Raw genomic sequence first — 19,225 nt, forward strand, 5'->3', positions numbered from 1 at the left:
CGCGGATTACGACGTGCTGGCGATCAAGAGCGGTGCAAAGCCACTATCGCCCTGGATGCCAGATCCCACGGCCGTAGGCTTTTCGGCTACGCCGCCGCCGAAGTGCGGTTCCCCGTACCGGATTGAGCCACCTCGAGCAGTCGCGCGAGCCTGCGATGCGAATCCAGCCGCGCGGTTCGATCGTAAGTGCTGGTGTGCACGAGGATCTCGTCGGCACCGGTCCGAGCGACCAAGCCCGCCAACGCCTCCGCCACCTCGTCCTCGGTACCGTGAATGTGATCGCGCAGCGCCTCGCCGAAGATCCGGCGTTCGCGTTCGGTCATCGTCATGATTTCGATCGCTGCGGGCGGCATGAGCACCGGGAACTCGCCACGCGTGCGCGAATACGCGGTCGACCACGCCTCGGGCAGCAGCAGCCGATGCGCTTGCTCGGTGGTGTCGGCGATCACTACCGCACCGGAGACGACGACATACGGTTCGGCACCCCACGGAGTCGGTTGGAACTCGGCTCGATATCGCTCGATCGCCTCGACCATCCGGTCTTCCCCTGCGATCGAGGCGATCACCAGCGGCAGCCCGAAACGCGCCGCCCGCTCCGCACCGGATCCGGTCGCCAGTAGGAAAGCGGGCACCCGCAGCCCTTCGGCCGGCCACGCGTGCACACCCGACTTACCACGCGCAAAGTATTCGAGCACGTCGGCGAGCTGCTGATCGAAATCATCGGCATCGCTCTTGCCATGTCCGAGCGCCCGCCGGACCCCATCGGTGAATCCCACCGACCGCCCGAGACCCATATCGATCCGCCCCGGATACAGCGACTCCAAGACCCCGAACTGCTCGGCCACCACCAACGGTTGATGGTTCGGCAGCATCACACCGCCGGTGCCGATCCGAATCCGCGAGGTCGCCGCCGCGACCGCCGCCGCCAACACGGTCGGCGCCGACCCCGCCACACCGGGCACGCTGTGATGTTCGGCGACCCAGAACCGGTGGTAGCCCCACCGCTCGGCCAACCGCGCGAACTCCACCGTCTCGCGCAGCGCCTCGGGATGGCTCTGGCCTTGTCGAACGCGGGACCGGTCCAAGATCGAGAACCGAACCGATCCGAGCGGGTTTGCCGCGTGCACCGAAGTCATATCGGAGTCAACGCGCGTACCTCCGACGCATTCCGCGCTCGCACGACACTGCTCCCGCACTGACCGCTGTCCGGCGTGCTCGATGCCAGAATGGAGCCGCACAACTGCGAGAACCGGTCGCGATAGTCGACGCACGTCGCGGCTCGGCACGTTCATCCATGCGCGATGTGGAGGTGCGAATGTCCGCGATTGCCCCGATCTTCGAACGAGCACGTCGACGCACCACGATTGCGCTGGTCATCGTGTTGGCCGCGACGGCAGCATTGTTCGCGGGGTGCCATGCAGGTCCGGTGTCGAGCGAGGTATGCCCCGGTGACGGGTCGGCTTCGACGCCGGCGTGGGCCCCGTCGAGCTCGCAGGTGGACGCGCCGATCGACGCGCATCCGTTCGTCGGCAATGGCTATCTCGGATTGCGGGTTCCGCCGCGTGGCATGGGCTACACCGCGACGAACGAGATGACCGGCTGGCCGCTCTACACACCCGCATACGACGGCGCGTTCGTCGCCGGCCTGTATGCGCGCACACCCGGTGTGGCCGATGGCCGCGAGGTCGCGGCGGCCATTCCGAACTGGTCCGCGCTGCTGGTCGGCGTCGGCGAGCACACCTATTCCCCCACCACGCCGTCGGCGCAGATCACGAATTTCGCACAGACACTGCACCTGCGATGCGGACTCGTGCGCACCCGACTCACCTGGACCACGCCGGATGGCAAGGCCACCGACCTGGTCTACGACGTGCTCACCGACCGCACCGATCAACACGTCGGCGCGGTGCATCTCACGGTCGTGCCGCACTGGTCGGGTGAGATGGTCGTCGCCGATGTACTCGACGGGGCCGGCGCGCGGCGGCTGCGCCAGACCGATGTGGGCGCGCGCGACGACGACAGCATCCGGGTCGGCTTCCGCACCGACGGGACCGATGTCGGCGGCGATATCGTCTCGGTGTTGCGTCCGGGGCAAGGCGTCCAGTCGAATGCGATTCAGCAGCTGCCACCGGACCGCGATCTGAGTGCGCGGCAGGAGGTTCGGTTTCCGGTGCGGGACAGCGATTCGTACCAGATGACGAAGTTCGTCGGCGTCGACACCACGCGCACCTCCCCCGATCCGGTGGCGACGGCCTTCGATGCCGCACAGCGGGCCGTTCGATCCGGGTGGGCGGCGCTGCTCGCCGGTACCGCGACCGCGTGGCGTTCGCTCTGGCGTGGCGACATCGAGGTACCCGATCAGCCGGACGCGCAGACCTGGGCACGCGGTGCGCTCTACTCGCTCTACTCGAGCACGAATTCCCTGCAGGACAACAGTATTTCGCCCGTCGGACTGAGCAGCGACAACTACGGCGGCACGGTGTTCTGGGATGCCGACATCTGGATGTTTCCCGCGCTACTGCAATTTTCGCCGCAGTTGGCGAAATCCGTTGTGGAGTACCGATATCGCACCCTGCCCGCGGCACAGGCGAACGCGCGACGGCTCGGCTACCGCGGCGCGTTCTACCCGTGGACCAGCGCGAGCAGCGGCGATCTCGACGAATGCCACAGCTGGGATCCGCCGCACTGCCTGACCCAGATCCATCTCCAAGGCGATGTGTCGCTGGCTGCCTGGCAGTACTACACCGCCACCGGCGATAACGACTACCTGCGCGATCGCGGGTGGCCGATCATGCGCGGGGTCGCCGAATTCTGGGCGTCGCGGGTGACGCGCAACGATGACGGCAGCTACTCCATTCGTGATGTCGCAGGTCCCGATGAATACAGCAACGGGGTGAACGACTCCGTTTACACCAATGCGGTCGCCGCACTCGCCCTACGCAATGCCGCCCGGGCCGCCGAGATTCTGCACGAACAGCGTCCGCCCGAATGGACCACGATCGCCGACGGCCTGCGCATGCCGTTCGATGGCGCACAACGGATCTTCGTCCAATTCGACGGATACACCGGCACTCCCATCAAACAGGCCGACACCGTACTACTGATCTACCCGTTGGACTGGCCGATGCCGCCGGACGTCGCGGCTCATGTGCTCGAATACTATTCGGCGCGAACAGATCCTGACGGCCCGGCAATGACCGATTCGGTGCACGCCATCGACGCGGCGAAGATCGGCATGCCGGGCTGTGCGGCCGACACCTACCTCGAACGCGCCGCCCGTCCCTTCGTGCGCGCACCCTTCGGACAGTTCGCCGAGGCGCGCGGCGAGAAGGCCGGGGCCAAGGACCCACTGGCCGGCGCACCCGCCTTCACCTTCGTCACCGCCGCGGGCGGTTTCCTGCAATCCTTCACCAATGGACTGCTCGGACTGCGCTTCGACACCGACGGAATACGTATCGCACCCACACTTCCGCCCGAACTGCGCCAGGGCCTGACTATCCGTGGAATCCACTGGCAGGGGCGAACTTTCGACGCGGCCATCGGAGCGGACGAGACGACATTGACGCTGACCGATGGTCAACCGATGCAGGTCCGAACGGACTCCGAAACTCGCCTCCTCACCGAGGACGCCACGTTCGGCACCCGACGCCCCGACCTCACCCCGACCGATAATCTCGCCCGCTGCAAGCCGGTCACCACCACGTCCGACGAGCCGGGCAAATACGCCGACGCCGCAGTCGACGGTAGTACCGCCACCGGCTGGGCGCCCAACGGTCCCCAAGGTGCGCTCACCGTCGACCTCGGGAAGGAAACCCCCATCGATCGAATCGTGCCGCACTGGACCGAACCCGCCCCGGCCACAATCACTTTCACGATCTCCGCAGACGAGCACACCTGGACCCCCGTCACCGTGAATCCGGCAACGGGAACCCTTCCCAGCGCGGTCTCGGCCCGCTACGTGCGTATCGAACTCACGGCAACGAACCCAGCCACGCATCCCGGCGTCCGCGAACTCGAGATCTCCGGCCCCCGAACGTGATCCGTGGTCAATGAAACTCAGTTCGCCGCAGCCAACATGCCGTGAATCCTCAGTCCTGCACCTTCAGCGCCTGCCGAATCGTCAGGCGGCCTTGGGTTTGCATGAGGGAGCGACGATAGATCTTCTCCGCGAGTACGACGATGCCGTAGGACGCGACCGCCATCAGAACCAGCGCGACCAACGGCTCCCACCAGGAGGCCGTGCCTTCGGCCAACCGGCCCGGCATGGCGACGATGGACAACACCGGGACATAGGACGCAACCACGCGACCGGGGCCGGACAGGAAGATTCCGGCGAACAGCACCGCGATGATGAGCAATGACAGTGGTGTGGCAGTGGATTGGATGTCCTCGCTGCGCGTCGCGAGCGAACCCGCGACCGCCCATAGGCTGGCCAGTGCGAGGAAGCCGACAACGAAGAAGACGATGAACCAGCCTGCGGCACCGGCGATCTCGGTGACCTGATCCCCCTTGCCGGTGAATGCCAGGCCGATCAGTCCCGCGCTGACGAACAGTGCGAGCTGCCCGAACGCCATGATCGTATTACCGATCACCTTGCCGATCAGCAACTGCCGCAACGGAATCGCGCTGGCGAGGATTTCAACGATACGGTTCTGCTTCTCCTCGACCACGCTCTGCGCGATGGACATGCCGAACAAGAACGAGGCCATATAGAACAAGAACGCGAAAACGAAGGAGACGACCTTGGCCAGACCGGGATCGACGGCGGTCGGGTCGAGCAGGTTGTAGGCGACGGCGCTGCCTCGGCTCAACGCCTCCATCGAGGTTCCGGCAGCAGCGGCATTGTGCTGCACCGTGATCTGCCGCACCGCGGCCGTCACATAGGTCGCGGCATTGTCGTCCTCCCCGGCCTTGCCGAGCAGCCGCCATTCGCCCGCCGCGGCGGGCACCAACCCGACATCCACGGCGTCATCGCGCACCTGCTGTTCGACAGCGGCCACGTCGGCCTCCGCACGCGGGGTGAAAGTGACGTTCTTATCGGCACTTTCGGCGAGACTGTTCGCGATCGCGATGATCTGATCGGCGCCCGCGCCGGTGATCGCCACATCGATCTTGTCGGTGCGACCGCTCACGAACCCGCTGATGACCAGCGACGCGACAATGGCCACGATCGTAATGATGGTCGAGATGAGGAAATTGCGATCGTGCAGCTTCACCGCGACCTCACGCGCGGCGACAATGCGCCATACCCCGCGCGGCGCTGATCCGGTCTCGGTCATGCCGTCACCTCCCGGTAGATCTCCGATACCGACGGCCGCACCTCGGCCAACTCACGTACCGAACCCCGTGCCAGCGCCTCGGTGAGCAATTCGTCGGTGGTCGTACCGGTCAACTCCAGCAATACACCCGAGCCGTTGCGCTCGAGCACGCTGACTCCAGCGAACCCGCCGAGCCACTCCGTATCCCCGCCGAACACCAGCCGGTACCGCTTCCCACCAACACCACGCAACTCCTCGACCGCCCCCTGCCCGACCACCCGACCCGCCGCCAGGATCACCAACTGATCGCATAATCGCTCCACCAGATCGAGTTGATGTGAGGAGAACAGCACCGGCACACCCTGCCCGGCATACTCCCGCAGCAACTCGGCCATCGAATCGACCGCGACCGGATCCAAACCGGAGAAGGGTTCGTCCAGAATCAGCACATCCGGCTCCGCGATCACCGCCGCCGCGATCTGCACGCGCTGCTGATTCCCCAGCGAGAGCGACTCCAACTTGTCCTTACCGCGATCCTCCAGCGCGAACCGCTCCAGCAGATCGGCCGCATGCCGCTTGGCCTCGGCGGCGGATTGCCCACGCAACCGAGCCAGATAGACCAGCTGATCGAGCACCGGCTGCTTCGGATACAGTCCGCGCTCCTCGGGCATATAACCGAACGACCGCCGATCCACGACCGTCACCGGCCGCCCCCGCCACCGGACCTCGCCACCATGGATGGCCAACACACCCATGATCATTCGCATCGTGGTGGTCTTGCCCGCGCCATTGCCCCCGACGAACCCGGTCAGCGCTCCCGGCCGCACCGCGAACGACACGTCGTCGACCGCCACCTTGTCCCCGAATCGGCGCAGCAGATGCGCGACTTCCAGCATCGAAATCTCCCCTCCGTCGACTTGCCCTCACCCTACCGACGCGATATGCCGAGACAAGCCGCATCAGCTCAGGAGTGTCGCGGAGTCACTGCGGTGCGGGCAGCCCGAGCGCTGGGGCGAGCACCCGCCAGGCACGCGGCAATTGGGCCTCGAAATCGGGCCAGGTGTGCATACCCGCCGGGCCATAGTCGACGGTGGCGGGAATGTTCAGCTCGGCGAGGCGGGCGGCGAAGCGCTCGGTGCACGCGCGCGCGCCGGCCTCCAGTGCAACGCCCCCTCCTGCCGTCTTCAAGGCTTCGACGAGGTTCGCAGCGTTCGAGACGGCGACCAGGTCGGCGTTGGTCGGCAAGCCGGTGGCCGCGGACAGGTAGATGGCGGTGCCCCGCAGCTCGGATGCCTTCAGCACACTGTCGTGCGCACCCCACTCGGGCGAATCGGGTGGGCCCCAGAGATTTTCGACATTGCCGCCCCGCGACGCAACCGTGATCGTGGTGACCGCGCGGCCGAGTTCATCTGCCGTGGAATAACATCCACTCATCCCCGCGACAGCACGATAGCGACCCGGATACCGCTGAGCCAGCATCATGGCGGCCTGCGCTCCCATCGATACGCCCGCGATCGCCCGCCGCCCGTCGGTGCGCAGATAGGACTCGATGATCGGTGGGAGTTCGGAGATCAGGAACGTCTCCCACCGATTGATTCCGAGCGCGGCGTCGCGACGCTGCCAGTCGCTGTACATGCTCCCGGTGCCGCCGCTGGTCAGCACGACATCGACCGGCTTATCGGCGAAGAATTCCGCCGCACCTCCCTTGCTCAGCCAACCCGAGGTCGCCTCGCCGTCAACGCCGTCCAGCAGATACAGCAGCGGGTGCGGCCCGGAACCGCTGCCGCGCAAAACATCCACCGTGATGACCCGGCGCATAGCGGCCGAGGCGATCGAAAAGCGTTCGTGGCGTGGGCCGATGGTCTCGATACTGATCGTCCCGGTCCGTGTCATGGCGGGATCCACGGCAGGCGGTGCGGGGGGCGGATCGGCCAGTGCGGGCGCGGGCGCTACCACGGCGATGAGGGCCATCGCCGCCGCGGTGATCGGTGCTCGCAGACTCATGACGCGGTGGCGGCTCGCTCTGTGTGTCTGGCGGCCGCGCGGTCGCGCAGCTCCTCGAAACGTGTTGCCTTGATGGCCAATTCGTCGAGGTAGACGGCGATTTCGTCGCGGGCGCGGGCCCCGTCGCCGGAGAGGTCGGTGCGCTCGAAGACATTCCAGGCGCGCAGCATCGGGCGCAGCACGATGTCCAGATGCTGGCGCAGATCATAGATGCCGTTCTTGGCCAGTACCACCGCATTACGGCGGAAGTTAGGCTGGGTGAGCCCGGGCATCTGGAACCCGGTCACGACATCGGTGATCGCGCGCAGGGTCTCGTTCGGTGTGAGGTCGAGGGCGGCGGCACTGAGGTCGCGGTAGAAGATCATATGCAGATTCTCGTCGGCGGCGATGCGTTGCAGCATACGCTCGGCGATGGGCTCATTACAGGCGATGCCGGTATTTCTGTGACTTATCCTGGTAGCCAGTTCTTGCAACGTAACATACGCGACCGAACGCAGGAACTGCGGCCCCTTGTCAGGTTTCTCGACACCCGTTGTCATATGCGCCATTCTGGCCTGTTCCAGGGCCACCGGGTCGACCGCGCGGGTCACCACGAGATAATCGCGCATGACGATCGCATGGCGATTCTCCTCCGCTGTCCAGCGCCCCACCCAGGTCCCCCAGACCCCGTCCAGCGAGAACGACTCCGAGATCTCCCGGTGATAGGAGGGCAGATTGTCCTCGGTGAGCAGGTTGGTGACCATCGCCGTGCGCGCGACCTCGGACAGCTCCGATTGTCCCGGCTCCCAATCGATGCCACCCATAGCCGCGAAATTGCGGCCGTCGTCCCACGGCACGTAATCGTGTGGTTGCCACGCCTTGGCCTTGCGCAGATGCTCGTCGAGATTGCGCTCGGCGACGGGCTCCAGTTCGCGCAGAATATCGAGATCGGTCAAGGCGGTTGTCACACGTACTCCTTCGGTCAACCCCGAATCGACGATAGGGACACTCGTTCAGGCCGAACGGGTGATTCGGTGATCGTTGGGCGTAGTGACTACCGGTCGCCGGGCCTGCTGGAGCCCGTCACAAGCGATCGCCTCCGGTAAGTCGGCCAGTTGGTACAGACCGGGCGGGCGGCCCGCGGCCTGCAGACCGGCGAGCAGTTCGTGTGCCAACGCGGCCAGTTCGGGAATCCGAGCGGTGTCACCGGAGGTCACCACCGCGGTCAACGGCACCTCGGCGGCCTCGCTCACCAGGTCGAGCACCTCCGGGGTCAGCGCCAACGGTGTCATGGCGGAGATCTCGTCGATTGGCACCAAGACGGTGCCACCCTCGTCGGACAGCAGCGACAGGGCACGAGAGCCCAGCGGATTCGCCAGCGCCGCCTGGATTCGGCGCAGCTTGCGGCGCGCCGCGGACGGCGCGCCCATACCCGGTCTTCGCTCGTCCGGATGCGCGGGAATCGCGACGGCGACAACCTGATATGACGCGGCCACGGTGAATCCGGCCCGACGCGTCAGCCGCGCGACGCCGTGACCGCTGAGCAGCGCCGATACCAGCGACTGCGCGGTGGTCTGCTGTTCCCGCGCGACCTGACGATGCTCGTCGAGATATGCCGTCGAGGTCGCGGTCGTCACCATTTCCAGCACGCGCACGATCAGCCCGGCCGCCGCCGCCACCTGATCGGCATTTTCGCCCGCGGCCTGCTGGGTCAGGAATTCCAGTCCGACCCGGACGCCATCGTGATACGCGTCCAGCACAGTTTCCAGCGCAATCCCCTCGCGGGCCCACCGCGCGGCCGATCCGGTGATCGCCGCAGGCTGCGCCACGACCGGAACCAACCGCGGCTCGAGCACTCGCGCGGCCTCCGCCAGACAGCTGCGCGTGATAGTACCGAGATCTTCCCGCCGTGCGCGCCTCGCCTGGAAAGTCAAATATTCGACCAGTTTCGATTCCAAGCTCTTGACGCCCGAATCAGCCTGTTTACCCACCATGACTGTAAAAGGCTAGCCTTGTTTCGCACCGAATTGCGTGCCCGACCACGGAATTAGGAAAGTCATCACCTCGCATCGACGACCTTGGGCGAAATCACAAGCAGCGGACCGATTCTCGGCCGCAATATTCCGGTCATTCAGATGATCAGATCGCGGCGGCGAGACCGCCCCGCCCGGCGGGCGGCAGCAGCTGCGGACGACGGCTGTAACGACCGTCGCAGATCTACCGACCCCATCAGTGGGCAACCCGCCGGTACCCACGCGCGTGGTGGTTCAAACCAGAGCACACCCAGCGAACCTGTGAGCTGTCCCATGGCTAAGGTGGGAGTTCTGTGCTGCGGGTCATATGCCCGATAGCATCGAGCGTCTTGTAACAGTTCGGTCAACCCCGGGTCATGCACGACGACATTCGAAGGATGGCATATCCCCCTATGAGCGGCACGCGAGAGAAGCTGGAGGAACTCCGGGACATCCTGGAGCTTGCCGAGGAGCCCGCCGGTGAAACCGGCATCGCGAAGCGCAAGAGCAAGGGCATACCGAGCGCGCGCGAACGCGTGCGCATGCTGCTCGATCCGGGCTCCTTCGTCGAGATGGGTGCGCTCATGCGTGCGCCCGGATCCGACGGCATGTACGGCGACGGCGTGGTTACCGGCCGCGGCTACATCGACGGCCGGCCGGTGGTGGTCATCGCGCACGATCAGACCGTGCACGGCGGTTCGGTCGGCGAGATGTTCGGCCGAAAGGTCGCCGCCGCCATGGAATTCGCGCAGGAGAACGCCTGCCCGGTGGTCGCGATCAACGATTCCGGCGGCGCCCGCATCCAGGATGCGGTGACCTCGCTCGCCTGGTACGCGCTGATGTGCCGCCGCCAGGAGGACCTGTCCGGATTCGTGCCGATGGTCGCGGTCATGCTCGGCAAGTGCGCGGCCGGTTCGGTCTACGGACCGGTGAATATGGACGTGCTGGTCGCGACCGAGAAGTCGTACATGTTCGTCACCGGCCCGGAGGTCATCAAGGCGGTGACCGGCGAAACCGTGAGTGCGGAGGAACTCGGCGGCGCCGCGGTCCAGGCCGAGATCGGCACCATCCACCATGTCGCCCCCGACGAGCAGGCGGCCTTCGACTGGGTGCGATCCTACCTGAGCTACCTGCCCTCGAGCTGCCTCGAGCAGCCGCCGGTGCTGAATCCCGGCCTGGAACCCGAGACGACCAGCCACGATCTGGAGCTGGACTCGGTCATACCGGACGCGGACAAGGTCGGCTACGACATGCACGAGATCCTGCTGCGGATCTTCGACGACGGCGCCTTCCACGAGATCGGCGCCGCCACCGCGCAGAACCTGATCACCGGATTCGCGCGGGTCGACGGCCGCAGCGTGGGCGTGGTCGCCAACCAGCCGCAGGTGCTCGGCGGCGCGCTCGACGCGAAATGCTCGGACAAGGCGACCTACTTCATCCGGTTCTGCGACGCGTATGGGCTGCCCGTCATCTTCGTCGTCGACACCCCCGGCGTCCTGCCCGGTGTCGAGGAGGAGCGCAACGGCGTCATCAAACGCGGCGGCCGGTTCTTCCGCGCGGTGATCGAGGCGACCGTGCCGATCGTGACCATCGTGACGCGCAAGGCCTACGGCGGCGGCTACGCCGTGATGGGCTGCAAGCAGCTCGGCGCAGATATCAGTCTGGCTTGGCCGACCGCGCGCATCGCCGTCATGGGTGCGGAGAGCATGGTCGGCATCATCGGCCGCAGGCAGCTGGAGGCGACCCCGGCCGATCAGCGCGCCGCCGCGCGCCAGCAGATGATCGACTTCTACAACGCCACCATGGCCACGCCGTGGATCGCGGCCGAGCGCGGCTATATCGATGCCGTCATCGAGCCGTCGCAGACCCGGCTGGAGATCCGCAAGGCCCTGCGGCTACTGCGGGACAAGGGCGCGGTCAGGAAGCACACCCCCCGCAAGCACAGCCTCTTCCCGATCTGAGCGGGATGTCCGGCCGAGGCGGCTACGCCTGATCCGGACGCGTGCCGTGATTGCCCCACATGCGTTCCACGGTGGCCCATTCGGCCTCCCAGAGCCGCGCCCGCCGACGATCGAGCCCGCGCCGCAACAGGGCGTAGCCGCAACCGAAGCAGACCATGATCGCGAAGACCAAGCCCGTAGTGATCACCAACGCCTTGCTGAACGCCCGCGTACTCGACGGCGGCTCGCTGACCCGGCCCGCGCCATCGAGCCAAATCCGCACGGTGGCACCGGCTTTCAGCACACCGGTGGCCTGATAGTCACTGGTGTGCGTGGCACCCTGCGCATCGCGCCACTGCACCCGGGCCGGCGTGATCGGCGCGTACAACGGCGCCTTGCCGACCTCCAGCACCGTCGCGTCGACCTGGTGCAACTGCGCGGCCTGGGCTTGCGCGATACGGTCTTCGGTCTGGTAGATCCGCCCACCGACCGATATCGACAGCAGCGGAGCGATGATCAGGAACAGCAGCGTCAAGGTCGCGGCGACCGCCAATTGCAGGCGATCTTCGCGGCGGCGCATCGGATTCCGATCCAAGCCGACACGGCGGCAGGTGCGGCGAACAACGCTCGGCGACCTGGTTGCTGCGGTCATGACGATGACACCTCGCTCTGTAATTCAGCGGTCAGCCCGATAAGGGTGTCGAAGAACATATCGATGAGGTCGGGCAACCCGTCGGTGTCCGAACCCGCGCTCCAGGCCTGCAGGGCGGCGATGAGCAGTCCGGACCCGGCCGCGACGGCTACCTCCGGACGCCGGTCCACGGTCGGATCGACATCGAGTCTGGCGGCGATGATCCGCACCGACTCACGCTGTCCGTCCAACCGGATGCGCTGATAGCCAGCGGCCAGCGTCGGCTCGTCCTCGAAGCGCTGGAACAACGCCAAGCGCCGGGCCAGCCGCGCGGCCTTGTCCCCGGTATATTCGGCGGCCAGCCAATCGTGCAGGGCATTGCGGTAAGCGGCCAGTGGCGGCTCGCCCACGGGGCGCCGGCACAGGGCCTCGTTGAACAGATGCACGTCCTGGTCGATTTCACCGAGCACGGCCTCCTCGATGGAGGAGAAATGACGACTGAAGGTCCGCCGGGTGACCCCGGCGCGCTCCGCGATGTCCTCGACCGCCACCGAACCCAGCCCACGCTCGTTGAGCAGGTCGAATGCGGCACGGGACATGGCCGCGCGACTGCGTAGCGTGCGCAGCCTGCGTCCGTCGAGGTCGACTTCGTCGTCGATACCCATACCGGCAGTCTACGCCCTATTGTCCCATCGGGACATTAGTTCGGGATTATCCGATTCAGGGCTTTCGGGCCAGCCCCGTCACGATGAGCTGCTCCCATACGGTCAACTCCCGGCCGCCGGCGCCGATCTCGGCGGCGGGGGCCGGATCCGGACGCCATTGCGCCGACGGAACGATCGCGGGTTCGAGGAGTTCGAGGTCGCCGAAGAGGGCGCGGATCTCCGCGTGGTCGCGCCAGCGGCCGCGACCGAACGTGGCCTGCAACTTCCGCTCGGCCGCGGCGGTCTGCTCATTGTGGCCGGAACAGAAGTGCGTGATGAAAACGTGACTGCCGGAAGGGATCTGATCGGTCCAGTAGCGCACGGCGGCCGCCGGATCCTCATCATCGTTGAAATGGTGCAGGATCGAGCTGAAGATGACGCCGACGGGCTGCTCGAAGTCGATCAACCGCGCGACATCGGGATGGTTGCGGATCGACTTCGGATCGCGGGCGTCGGCCTGGATCACCGCGGTGTTGTCGTCGGTGGCCAGCAGCGCGCGGCCGTGCGCGAGCACGATCGGATCATGGTCGACGTAGACCACCCGCGCGTCGGACGCTTGGCGCTTGGCGACCTGATGCACGTTGTCCGCGGTCGGCAGACCGCTGCCGAGGTCGATGAACTGCCGCATGCCGTCGCGGGCCATATCGCGAACCGCGCGGATCAGCGCCTGCCTGCTGCTGAACGCGATCGCCACCGAACCGGGCAGATTCTCCTTGAAATGATTACCCACCTCCTGGTCGACGAGGTAGTTGTCCTTACCGCCGAGCAGGTAGTCGTAGACCCGAGCGATACTCGGTTTGCTCTGATCGATCTCCCGACTGAGTCGAGTTCCTGGCGCAACGTCGTCGGTCATGGTCAACACCTTCGTCCACAGGACCTGTGTGGCTCCTATCGTAGGAGACCCGGCACCGCACAGTACACACTCGACGAACTCGGCATGGTCACCGGTGCCGCGAGTTCACTTGTGTCTCAGCGGAATCGGCGGCCGCGGCAGGGTGATCGACCGTTTCCGGATGCCGTTCGCACAGGGCGCGCAACAGTCCCGGGGTGTACTCCGGCGGCGCGGCATGGACCGATAGCTGATTCGCCACCGCGCGGTACGCGTCGAGGTCGGCGCCCTTGTCCAGATACAGCGCGCTGGTCAATTGCTGCAAGTAGACGATGTCGGGCAGATCGGCCTCGGCGAAGCGCAGCATGGTGAACGCGCCGTCGGCCAGCACCGGTCCGCCGACATGATCGGGCAGCACCTGCAGGGTGATATGCGGCTCGTCGGCGACGCGCAGCAGGTGCTCGAGCTGAGCCCGCCACACCGTCGACCCGCCGATCGGCCGACGCAGCGCCGCCTCCTCGACGATCAGCCACAGCTGCGGCGGGTGCGGGCGGCGCAGGATCTCCTGGCGGCGCAGCCGCAGCGCGACCCGCCGCTCGATCGCCTCCGACGATTCGGCGGAATGGGCCAGTGCCAGCAGCGCCCGCGCGTAGTCGGCGGTCTGCAGCAGTTCCGGCACCGCCCTCGGCTCGTAGCAGCGAATCAGCTTGGCCGCCTGCTCGAGGCCGAGGTAGGTGTCGAACCACTTCGGCAGCCAATCGCTGTCGCGATGCCACCAACCGGACGCGTTCGCCTGGCGTGCGAGTTCCTTGAACTCCTCGCGCTCCTCGGGATCGACGACCCCGTAGAGCGTCAGCAGATCGACCAGATCGCGTTCCCGGAAACCGGTGCGGCCCAATTCCAGTCGACTGATCTTGGAGTGCGAACCACGGATCGCCTCCCCCGCATCCTCGCGCGAGATCTCACAGGCCTCCCGTAGCCGTCGCATGCGGCTGCCGAGCATCATCCGCAGCACGGTGGGCCCACCGTCGGCGGCAGGGTTGTTCCCGGAAAATGAATGTCGCACTTCCGAAGCACGCATTCACTGAGTCTGCCACGGAATTGCCACAACTAGCTAGATCCAAAATGCCCCATTTCCACAAACACTCGTACATCTGCATGTGCATTTCGGATCAGCGCAGCAGCACCTCGGCGGTGGCCCGGCCGAACAACTTGCGGCCCTCGGAGATCGCGGTGAGCGCGATGGTCGCCGCCCGCCGCCGCGGATCGAGAGATTTGACGCGGCCACGGAATTCGATCTCGGTGTACCGGGTCGCGGAGACCGGCGCGAAGCCGGAGAACCGCACCCCGTATTCGGTCACCGCCGCCGGATCGCCCAGCCAGTCGGTGAGATAGCTCGCGCCCAGGCCCATGGTGAGCAATCCGTGCGAGACCACATCGGGCAGGCCCGCGGTGTCCGCGACGTGATCGCTGAAGTGGATCGGATTCGAATCACCCGATACCCCAGCGTAATTCACCAGATCGCCGCGAGACAGCGGTACGACGCGGGTGGGCAGTTCCATGCCGACCCGCAGGTCGTCGAACGTCGGGACGCCGCGCGGCACCCGGACCTGTGTCTCGTCCACCGTGGCTTCGGGTAGCACCTCGTCGAGGCATTCGATGATGCCGGTATCCACGGCACGGCCCCGCGGTCGCTCGGTCGCGCTCAGCCGATGGGTCAGCGCTTGGCCGCTCATGATGACGCCGTCCACCGCCGTCACCAGCTCGGTGGCGACCTCGGCGCCGGTCCGCGCGACCACGGTGGTGTACGCGGTCTGCAACAGCTCTTTGTGCTGGTTGGTGAGCACATTCCGGGTGACCATGAAATCCATGTCACCGAACTGCCGGAACGATTCCACGAAGGAGTCGCAGTGCAGGCGGTCGCCGGCGACCAGCGGGCGGTGCACCGTGATGCTCTGCTCGGTCTGCAGCACCTGGCTGATGTCATAGCCGGTCAGCACCGAATCGAACATCTTGCGCTGCACCAGCAGCCAGACGATCGAGGAGAAGGTCAGCGGCGCGATCAGCGCGTCGTAGCCGAGGTCCCCTGCCGCGTCCTCGTTCCAGTGCGCGGGATGGAAATCCCGTACTGCCCTGGCGAATTCGCGAATCTTCTCGCGCCCGACCTCGTAGTGATCGGCCATCCGATAGCGACGGCCGACCATCGCGGCAGCCTGTTCGGACCCGCTGAGTGGTGCCGACGCTGGTTCTGCCACAGCGGTGGTGATGTCGTTCATATGCCTCTTTCCCGAATCCGGCCTGTTACCCCGCCCGGACCGGCCCACCGTAGGCGATACGGCGGGCAGCGCTCGACGCGCTCGACGGCAAGTCCGGGTACAACAACAACTGAGGAGGATGGATACCGTCACGTGTCATAGATCGCGGCCGCGGCGCCGAGCGCAACCACCACGGCGGATCGCCAGAGGATCCTTAACATTCATCGGGTGCCGGGACACCCTGCAGACGCTGGTCCAGCCAGCTCATCGCCTCCGGATAGCCGAGACCGCCGGCGATGATGTGCTCGCCGAGCACACTGCGATACACCGCGGGCACGCCGAGACCGCATTGTTCCTGGTAGAGGTTGCGGGCGCCCTCGGCGGGGATCCAGAACTCCTGCTCGCCGTTATAGATGTAGAGCGGCGTCGCCGACTTCATACCCGCCATCCGCGTGGCTGTGTAGATCTCCGAGGCGACCTCGGAGTGCAGTGGATCGGGGATGTTCGCGGCGATATCGATCGGCAGCATGAGCACACCGACCGCCCCGAACACACTGCCGCAAAGATCCTTGAGCGGTGACGTCGCCGCCCACTGCGCCAGATTGTTCATACTCGCCAGGATCTCGGGGCGTTCGCGGCCGACACCGAAGGTCGCGGCGATGAACACTCCCGAGGCGAGGTTGGCGTTCATGCTGCGCGCGAGGATCTCGTAGTCGGCCGGCACGCCGCCGAGTGCGGCGCCGACAATCGATCCGGCCAACTCCGGTGCGTAGCTGTCGATCAGCTTCACCGCACCATGCGTGGCGATGGCGCCGCCGGAGTATCCGGTCATGCCGAATCGGCTGTCGCCGAACTCATCCGAGCGCAGCCCGCGCACCGCTCGAATGGCGTCCAGGACGGCGTGTCCCGCGACATATGGCTCGGCATAGGCCATCCACGGGCCCTCATGGTCCGGAATCAACACGGCGTATCCGCGCAATGCCGCCAATTGTGTTGTGGGCGGGAGGAAGTCGGTGATGCTGGTGTTACGCGACCAGCCGTGCGCGAAGGTGTAGCCGGGCGTGCAGTCCCGGCCCAGTGCGTCGATCGGTAGATTGTTCACCACCACCGGTCTGGTACCGGGACCGGACCAGGCCGTGGCCGGAATGATCAGTGTGGCAGTGGCATACGACGCCGCGCCGCGCGAATCGGTGGTGCGGTACTTCAGCAGCAGCGCCTGCCGGATCGGCACCAGCACCAGGGGTGCGGCCGTCGCGCTCACATCGCGGACCTCGACGACCTCGCCCGCGGTGAAACTCTCCAGATTCTCCGGCCACGCGTCGAAGATCGGATCGCCGATCGGGGTCGGCAGCGCAGCCGCCCGTAGTGCGGCCAGTCCCGGAGTGAGCGTCGTTGCCTCCATCATGGGACCTGATGGATGCGGCGCGGCGGCGATCGGCGGTGGCGGGATGACGCTGTCGATCCACTGCTGCAGATCGGGCAGGATCGAACCGGGATCGGTCGGGATCGGCAGTTGGGGCAGGCCGGGAATGGCGGGCGGCGGTTCGGCGGCCGCCTCCCCCATCGCCATCGGACATACCAGGACCAGCGCGAACAGGGTGACACGCAGGCATCTCATGGCACACGCCCCAGGGTTCGACGTCGGGTTCCCTGACGCCCGGGAAAAAATGGTGCCTTCGACCCCGAAATACCCCTTTACCGAGGCCAGAAAGTCAGGCTAACCGACCACGCCCGGCCGGCGACCCCGCCGTGCCCGAGTTGTGTGTGTCACGTCGCCGAATCGCAACAATCCGAGCCGAATCCCCTTGTCCAGCAAAGCGGATTCGGCTCGGTTGGCTCCGGCGGTGCGCCGGAGCTCACCACTGTGCCCGTATCAACAGTTGCTCGGCGCCGCCTCCCCACGGAATCGCGCATCCAGCCAGGTCAGCGCGGCTGGGATACCGAGCACCGCCGCGGTCAGATGATCGGGGACCGGGATCTGTTCGGACTGCACCCGTGCTCCGGCCGCGCACCAGCGCTTATCGGTATTGACCACCGCATCCACCGGAATCAGTCCGTCGATCGGCGAATGCCATTCGAAGATCGGCGTTTTCGGCACACCGTCGTAGAGTTCGAGGCTGTTCTCCTCCACTACCCGGCGTGCGGTGGCGTCGTTGATCATCGAGGTGGTCTTCGCGAAGTCCAGCGCGCCGCGGCCCGCGCCCGTGGCCAGAATGTCGTTGGTGCAGCTGTTGGCGATCGCGGCACGGGCGGCCAAACCGCGGTCGTTGAGTTGATCGCTGAGCGGGAAGCGGTCCGGATACTCCCGCTCCAGGCCGAGTCCCGCCGCCAGCGCGAGGCCGAACACCGGATGCGAGCCGAGGCCGAGTCCCTCCAGCATCTTCACCAGATTCATCGGAACACCGCCCATCGCGGCTCCGGCGATCTCCAGCTCCGGGGCGTACTTCGGCGCCAGCGCGGCCGCCCAGGCGGTTGCCATACCGCCGCCGGAGTAGCCGACCATCGCGACCGGACTCTTGCGGACCTGCAACTCGGCGACCTGCTTGACCGCCCGGATGCCGTCGAGGGTGATGGTGCCGCCCAATTTGGCCGCGCCATAGGCGAAATTCGGACCGAGATGGTCCGGCAGCGCGACACTCCAGCCGCGCGAGAGCAGGACGTTCCAGCCCGGCGCCTCGCGCACGATGAGATTCGGATCGCCGGTGTAGAGCACCCGCGATACCGAGCACTCCGCGCCGAGGCCGTTGATGATGTGCTGATAGGAGAGCAAGGGGCCGTCGGCGGCGTGCGCCTTCGGGGTGAGCACCGTGGTGGTCGCCGCGATCGGCTGCCCCTCGGAGCTGGTGGACCGGAACCGCACGACGGTCACGGTGGTATCCGGGAAGATCAGCAGCGGCGGCATCACCCGCGTCGCGATCACATCACCGGGCTTCTTATCCGCCAGATTCGGCGGTGTCGCATAGAAGGGGTCGGGGTCCGGGGCGGGATAAAGGGGTGTGGTGTGGGCGGTGCCGGCCGCTGCCAACACCATCATCAGACCGGCTGCGATCGCACCAATTTTGCGCATCGGTCTTCGTAGGGCCTGTCTCATCGACGTATGCCTCCAGAGTGTGGTCCAACTTGCGAACATCGTCGGCGGCAATCGTTGCGAAAGGCAGTCCTGGAGTCAAACATTTGGATAATTCACAAGTCTCGGAGGCATCAGCTGTGATCGCCGGGTGGGGGCAATCGTGACTGTCTCCCAAGGCGAGGTGTCGTGTCTGTGACATGTCCAGCTGATCAGCCCGAACATGTTCCGCACCATGGTGCGCGACTTACCGTCACAACTATCGACAAAGTGAGTCGGGTCGGGGACTGAGGAGACGGTGGCATGGACGGCACTGCACGAGATTCGGTGTATCCGACGGACATCCAGGAGTTACCGACACGACGGATCACCGTCTACTTCGACGGTCCCACACCGGAGGACGCGCTCATCCTGGAATACGCGGCCACCCGCGCCGAGGCATGGGAATTCACCTCGGCGGCCCTGAACGACGGGCTGACCGTGACGGTGGATGGCAAGATACGACCGGGATTACGCCGCCTGCCGTGCCGATCACTGTGGCACTGA

The 19,225-nt window shown here is 66.1% G+C and carries 16 protein-coding genes; 3 read left to right on the plus strand and 13 right to left on the minus strand.

Features of this window, described 5'->3' with window-relative positions; translation table 11 throughout:
• Nucleotides 1-86 precede the first annotated feature (86 nt).
• Nucleotides 87-1,136: an LLM class flavin-dependent oxidoreductase gene (locus OG874_RS18230; RefSeq protein WP_330256321.1), complete on the minus strand. Its 1,050-nt coding sequence runs from the start codon at nucleotides 1,134-1,136 to the stop codon at nucleotides 87-89.
• Nucleotides 1,137-1,315: 179 nt separating this feature from the next.
• Here OG874_RS18230 and OG874_RS18235 point away from each other — a divergent pair, with 179 nt between their 5' ends.
• Nucleotides 1,316-4,039 carry a discoidin domain-containing protein gene (locus OG874_RS18235; protein WP_330256322.1) on the plus strand — a complete coding sequence of 908 codons (2,724 nt, stop codon included), beginning with the start codon at nucleotides 1,316-1,318 and terminating at the stop codon, nucleotides 4,037-4,039.
• A 49-nt stretch (nucleotides 4,040-4,088) separates the two neighbouring features.
• Here the strand turns inward: OG874_RS18235 and OG874_RS18240 are convergent, their stop codons facing one another.
• The 5 genes from OG874_RS18240 to OG874_RS18260 form a co-directional block, all read right to left on the minus strand.
• The gene (locus OG874_RS18240) at nucleotides 4,089-5,279 is read right to left on the minus strand and encodes an ABC transporter permease (RefSeq protein WP_330256323.1); all 1,191 of its coding nucleotides are present in this window, start codon (nucleotides 5,277-5,279) and stop codon (nucleotides 4,089-4,091) included.
• Nucleotides 5,276-6,154, minus strand: a complete 879-nt coding sequence (locus OG874_RS18245; protein WP_330256324.1) for an ABC transporter ATP-binding protein — start codon at nucleotides 6,152-6,154, stop codon at nucleotides 5,276-5,278. The genes OG874_RS18240 and OG874_RS18245 overlap by 4 nt, the downstream gene beginning before the upstream one ends.
• Before the next feature lie 85 nt (nucleotides 6,155-6,239).
• Entirely contained in the window at nucleotides 6,240-7,262 is a 1,023-nt protein-coding gene (locus tag OG874_RS18250; protein ID WP_330256325.1) for an alpha/beta hydrolase, read from the minus strand.
• On the minus strand, nucleotides 7,259-8,209 hold the full coding sequence (locus tag OG874_RS18255; protein ID WP_330256326.1) for an acyl-ACP desaturase: 951 nt from the start codon (nucleotides 8,207-8,209) through the stop codon (nucleotides 7,259-7,261). The genes OG874_RS18250 and OG874_RS18255 overlap by 4 nt, the downstream gene beginning before the upstream one ends.
• Before the next feature lie 45 nt (nucleotides 8,210-8,254).
• The gene (locus OG874_RS18260; protein ID WP_330256327.1) at nucleotides 8,255-9,235 is read right to left on the minus strand and encodes a transcriptional regulator; all 981 of its coding nucleotides are present in this window, start codon (nucleotides 9,233-9,235) and stop codon (nucleotides 8,255-8,257) included.
• A 431-nt stretch (nucleotides 9,236-9,666) separates the two neighbouring features.
• Here OG874_RS18260 and OG874_RS18265 point away from each other — a divergent pair, with 431 nt between their 5' ends.
• Entirely contained in the window at nucleotides 9,667-11,214 is a 1,548-nt protein-coding gene (locus tag OG874_RS18265) for an acyl-CoA carboxylase subunit beta (protein ID WP_330256328.1), read from the plus strand.
• A 22-nt stretch (nucleotides 11,215-11,236) separates the two neighbouring features.
• Here the strand turns inward: OG874_RS18265 and OG874_RS18270 are convergent, their stop codons facing one another.
• From OG874_RS18270 to OG874_RS18300, 7 genes are all read right to left on the minus strand, one after another.
• Nucleotides 11,237-11,845, minus strand: coding sequence for an Rv1733c family protein (locus tag OG874_RS18270; protein WP_330256329.1), 609 nt, complete (start codon nucleotides 11,843-11,845; stop codon nucleotides 11,237-11,239).
• Entirely contained in the window at nucleotides 11,842-12,489 is a 648-nt protein-coding gene (locus OG874_RS18275) for a TetR/AcrR family transcriptional regulator (RefSeq protein ID WP_330256330.1), read from the minus strand. The genes OG874_RS18270 and OG874_RS18275 overlap by 4 nt, the downstream gene beginning before the upstream one ends.
• Nucleotides 12,490-12,544: 55 nt before the next feature.
• Nucleotides 12,545-13,381: an SAM-dependent methyltransferase gene (locus OG874_RS18280; protein WP_330256331.1), complete on the minus strand. Its 837-nt coding sequence runs from the start codon at nucleotides 13,379-13,381 to the stop codon at nucleotides 12,545-12,547.
• A gap of 88 nt (nucleotides 13,382-13,469) precedes the next feature.
• On the minus strand, nucleotides 13,470-14,438 hold the full coding sequence (locus OG874_RS18285; RefSeq protein WP_330256332.1) for a helix-turn-helix domain-containing protein: 969 nt from the start codon (nucleotides 14,436-14,438) through the stop codon (nucleotides 13,470-13,472).
• Between the two features lie 91 nt (nucleotides 14,439-14,529).
• Nucleotides 14,530-15,633 carry a fused (3R)-hydroxyacyl-ACP dehydratase subunits HadA/HadB gene (locus OG874_RS18290; protein WP_330256333.1) on the minus strand — a complete coding sequence of 368 codons (1,104 nt, stop codon included), beginning with the start codon at nucleotides 15,631-15,633 and terminating at the stop codon, nucleotides 14,530-14,532.
• Nucleotides 15,634-15,826: 193 nt separating this feature from the next.
• Entirely contained in the window at nucleotides 15,827-17,230 is a 1,404-nt protein-coding gene (locus OG874_RS18295; protein WP_330256334.1) for a lipase family protein, read from the minus strand.
• A 255-nt stretch (nucleotides 17,231-17,485) separates the two neighbouring features.
• Entirely contained in the window at nucleotides 17,486-18,679 is a 1,194-nt protein-coding gene (locus tag OG874_RS18300; protein ID WP_330256335.1) for a lipase family protein, read from the minus strand.
• A 303-nt stretch (nucleotides 18,680-18,982) separates the two neighbouring features.
• On the opposite strand from OG874_RS18300, the gene OG874_RS18305 reads away from it, so the two are divergent.
• Nucleotides 18,983-19,225 carry a hypothetical protein gene (locus OG874_RS18305; RefSeq protein ID WP_330256336.1) on the plus strand — a complete coding sequence of 81 codons (243 nt, stop codon included), beginning with the start codon at nucleotides 18,983-18,985 and terminating at the stop codon, nucleotides 19,223-19,225.

The organism is Nocardia sp. NBC_00565 (genome assembly GCF_036345915.1).
Classification (GTDB): Bacteria; Actinomycetota; Actinomycetes; order Mycobacteriales; family Mycobacteriaceae; genus Nocardia.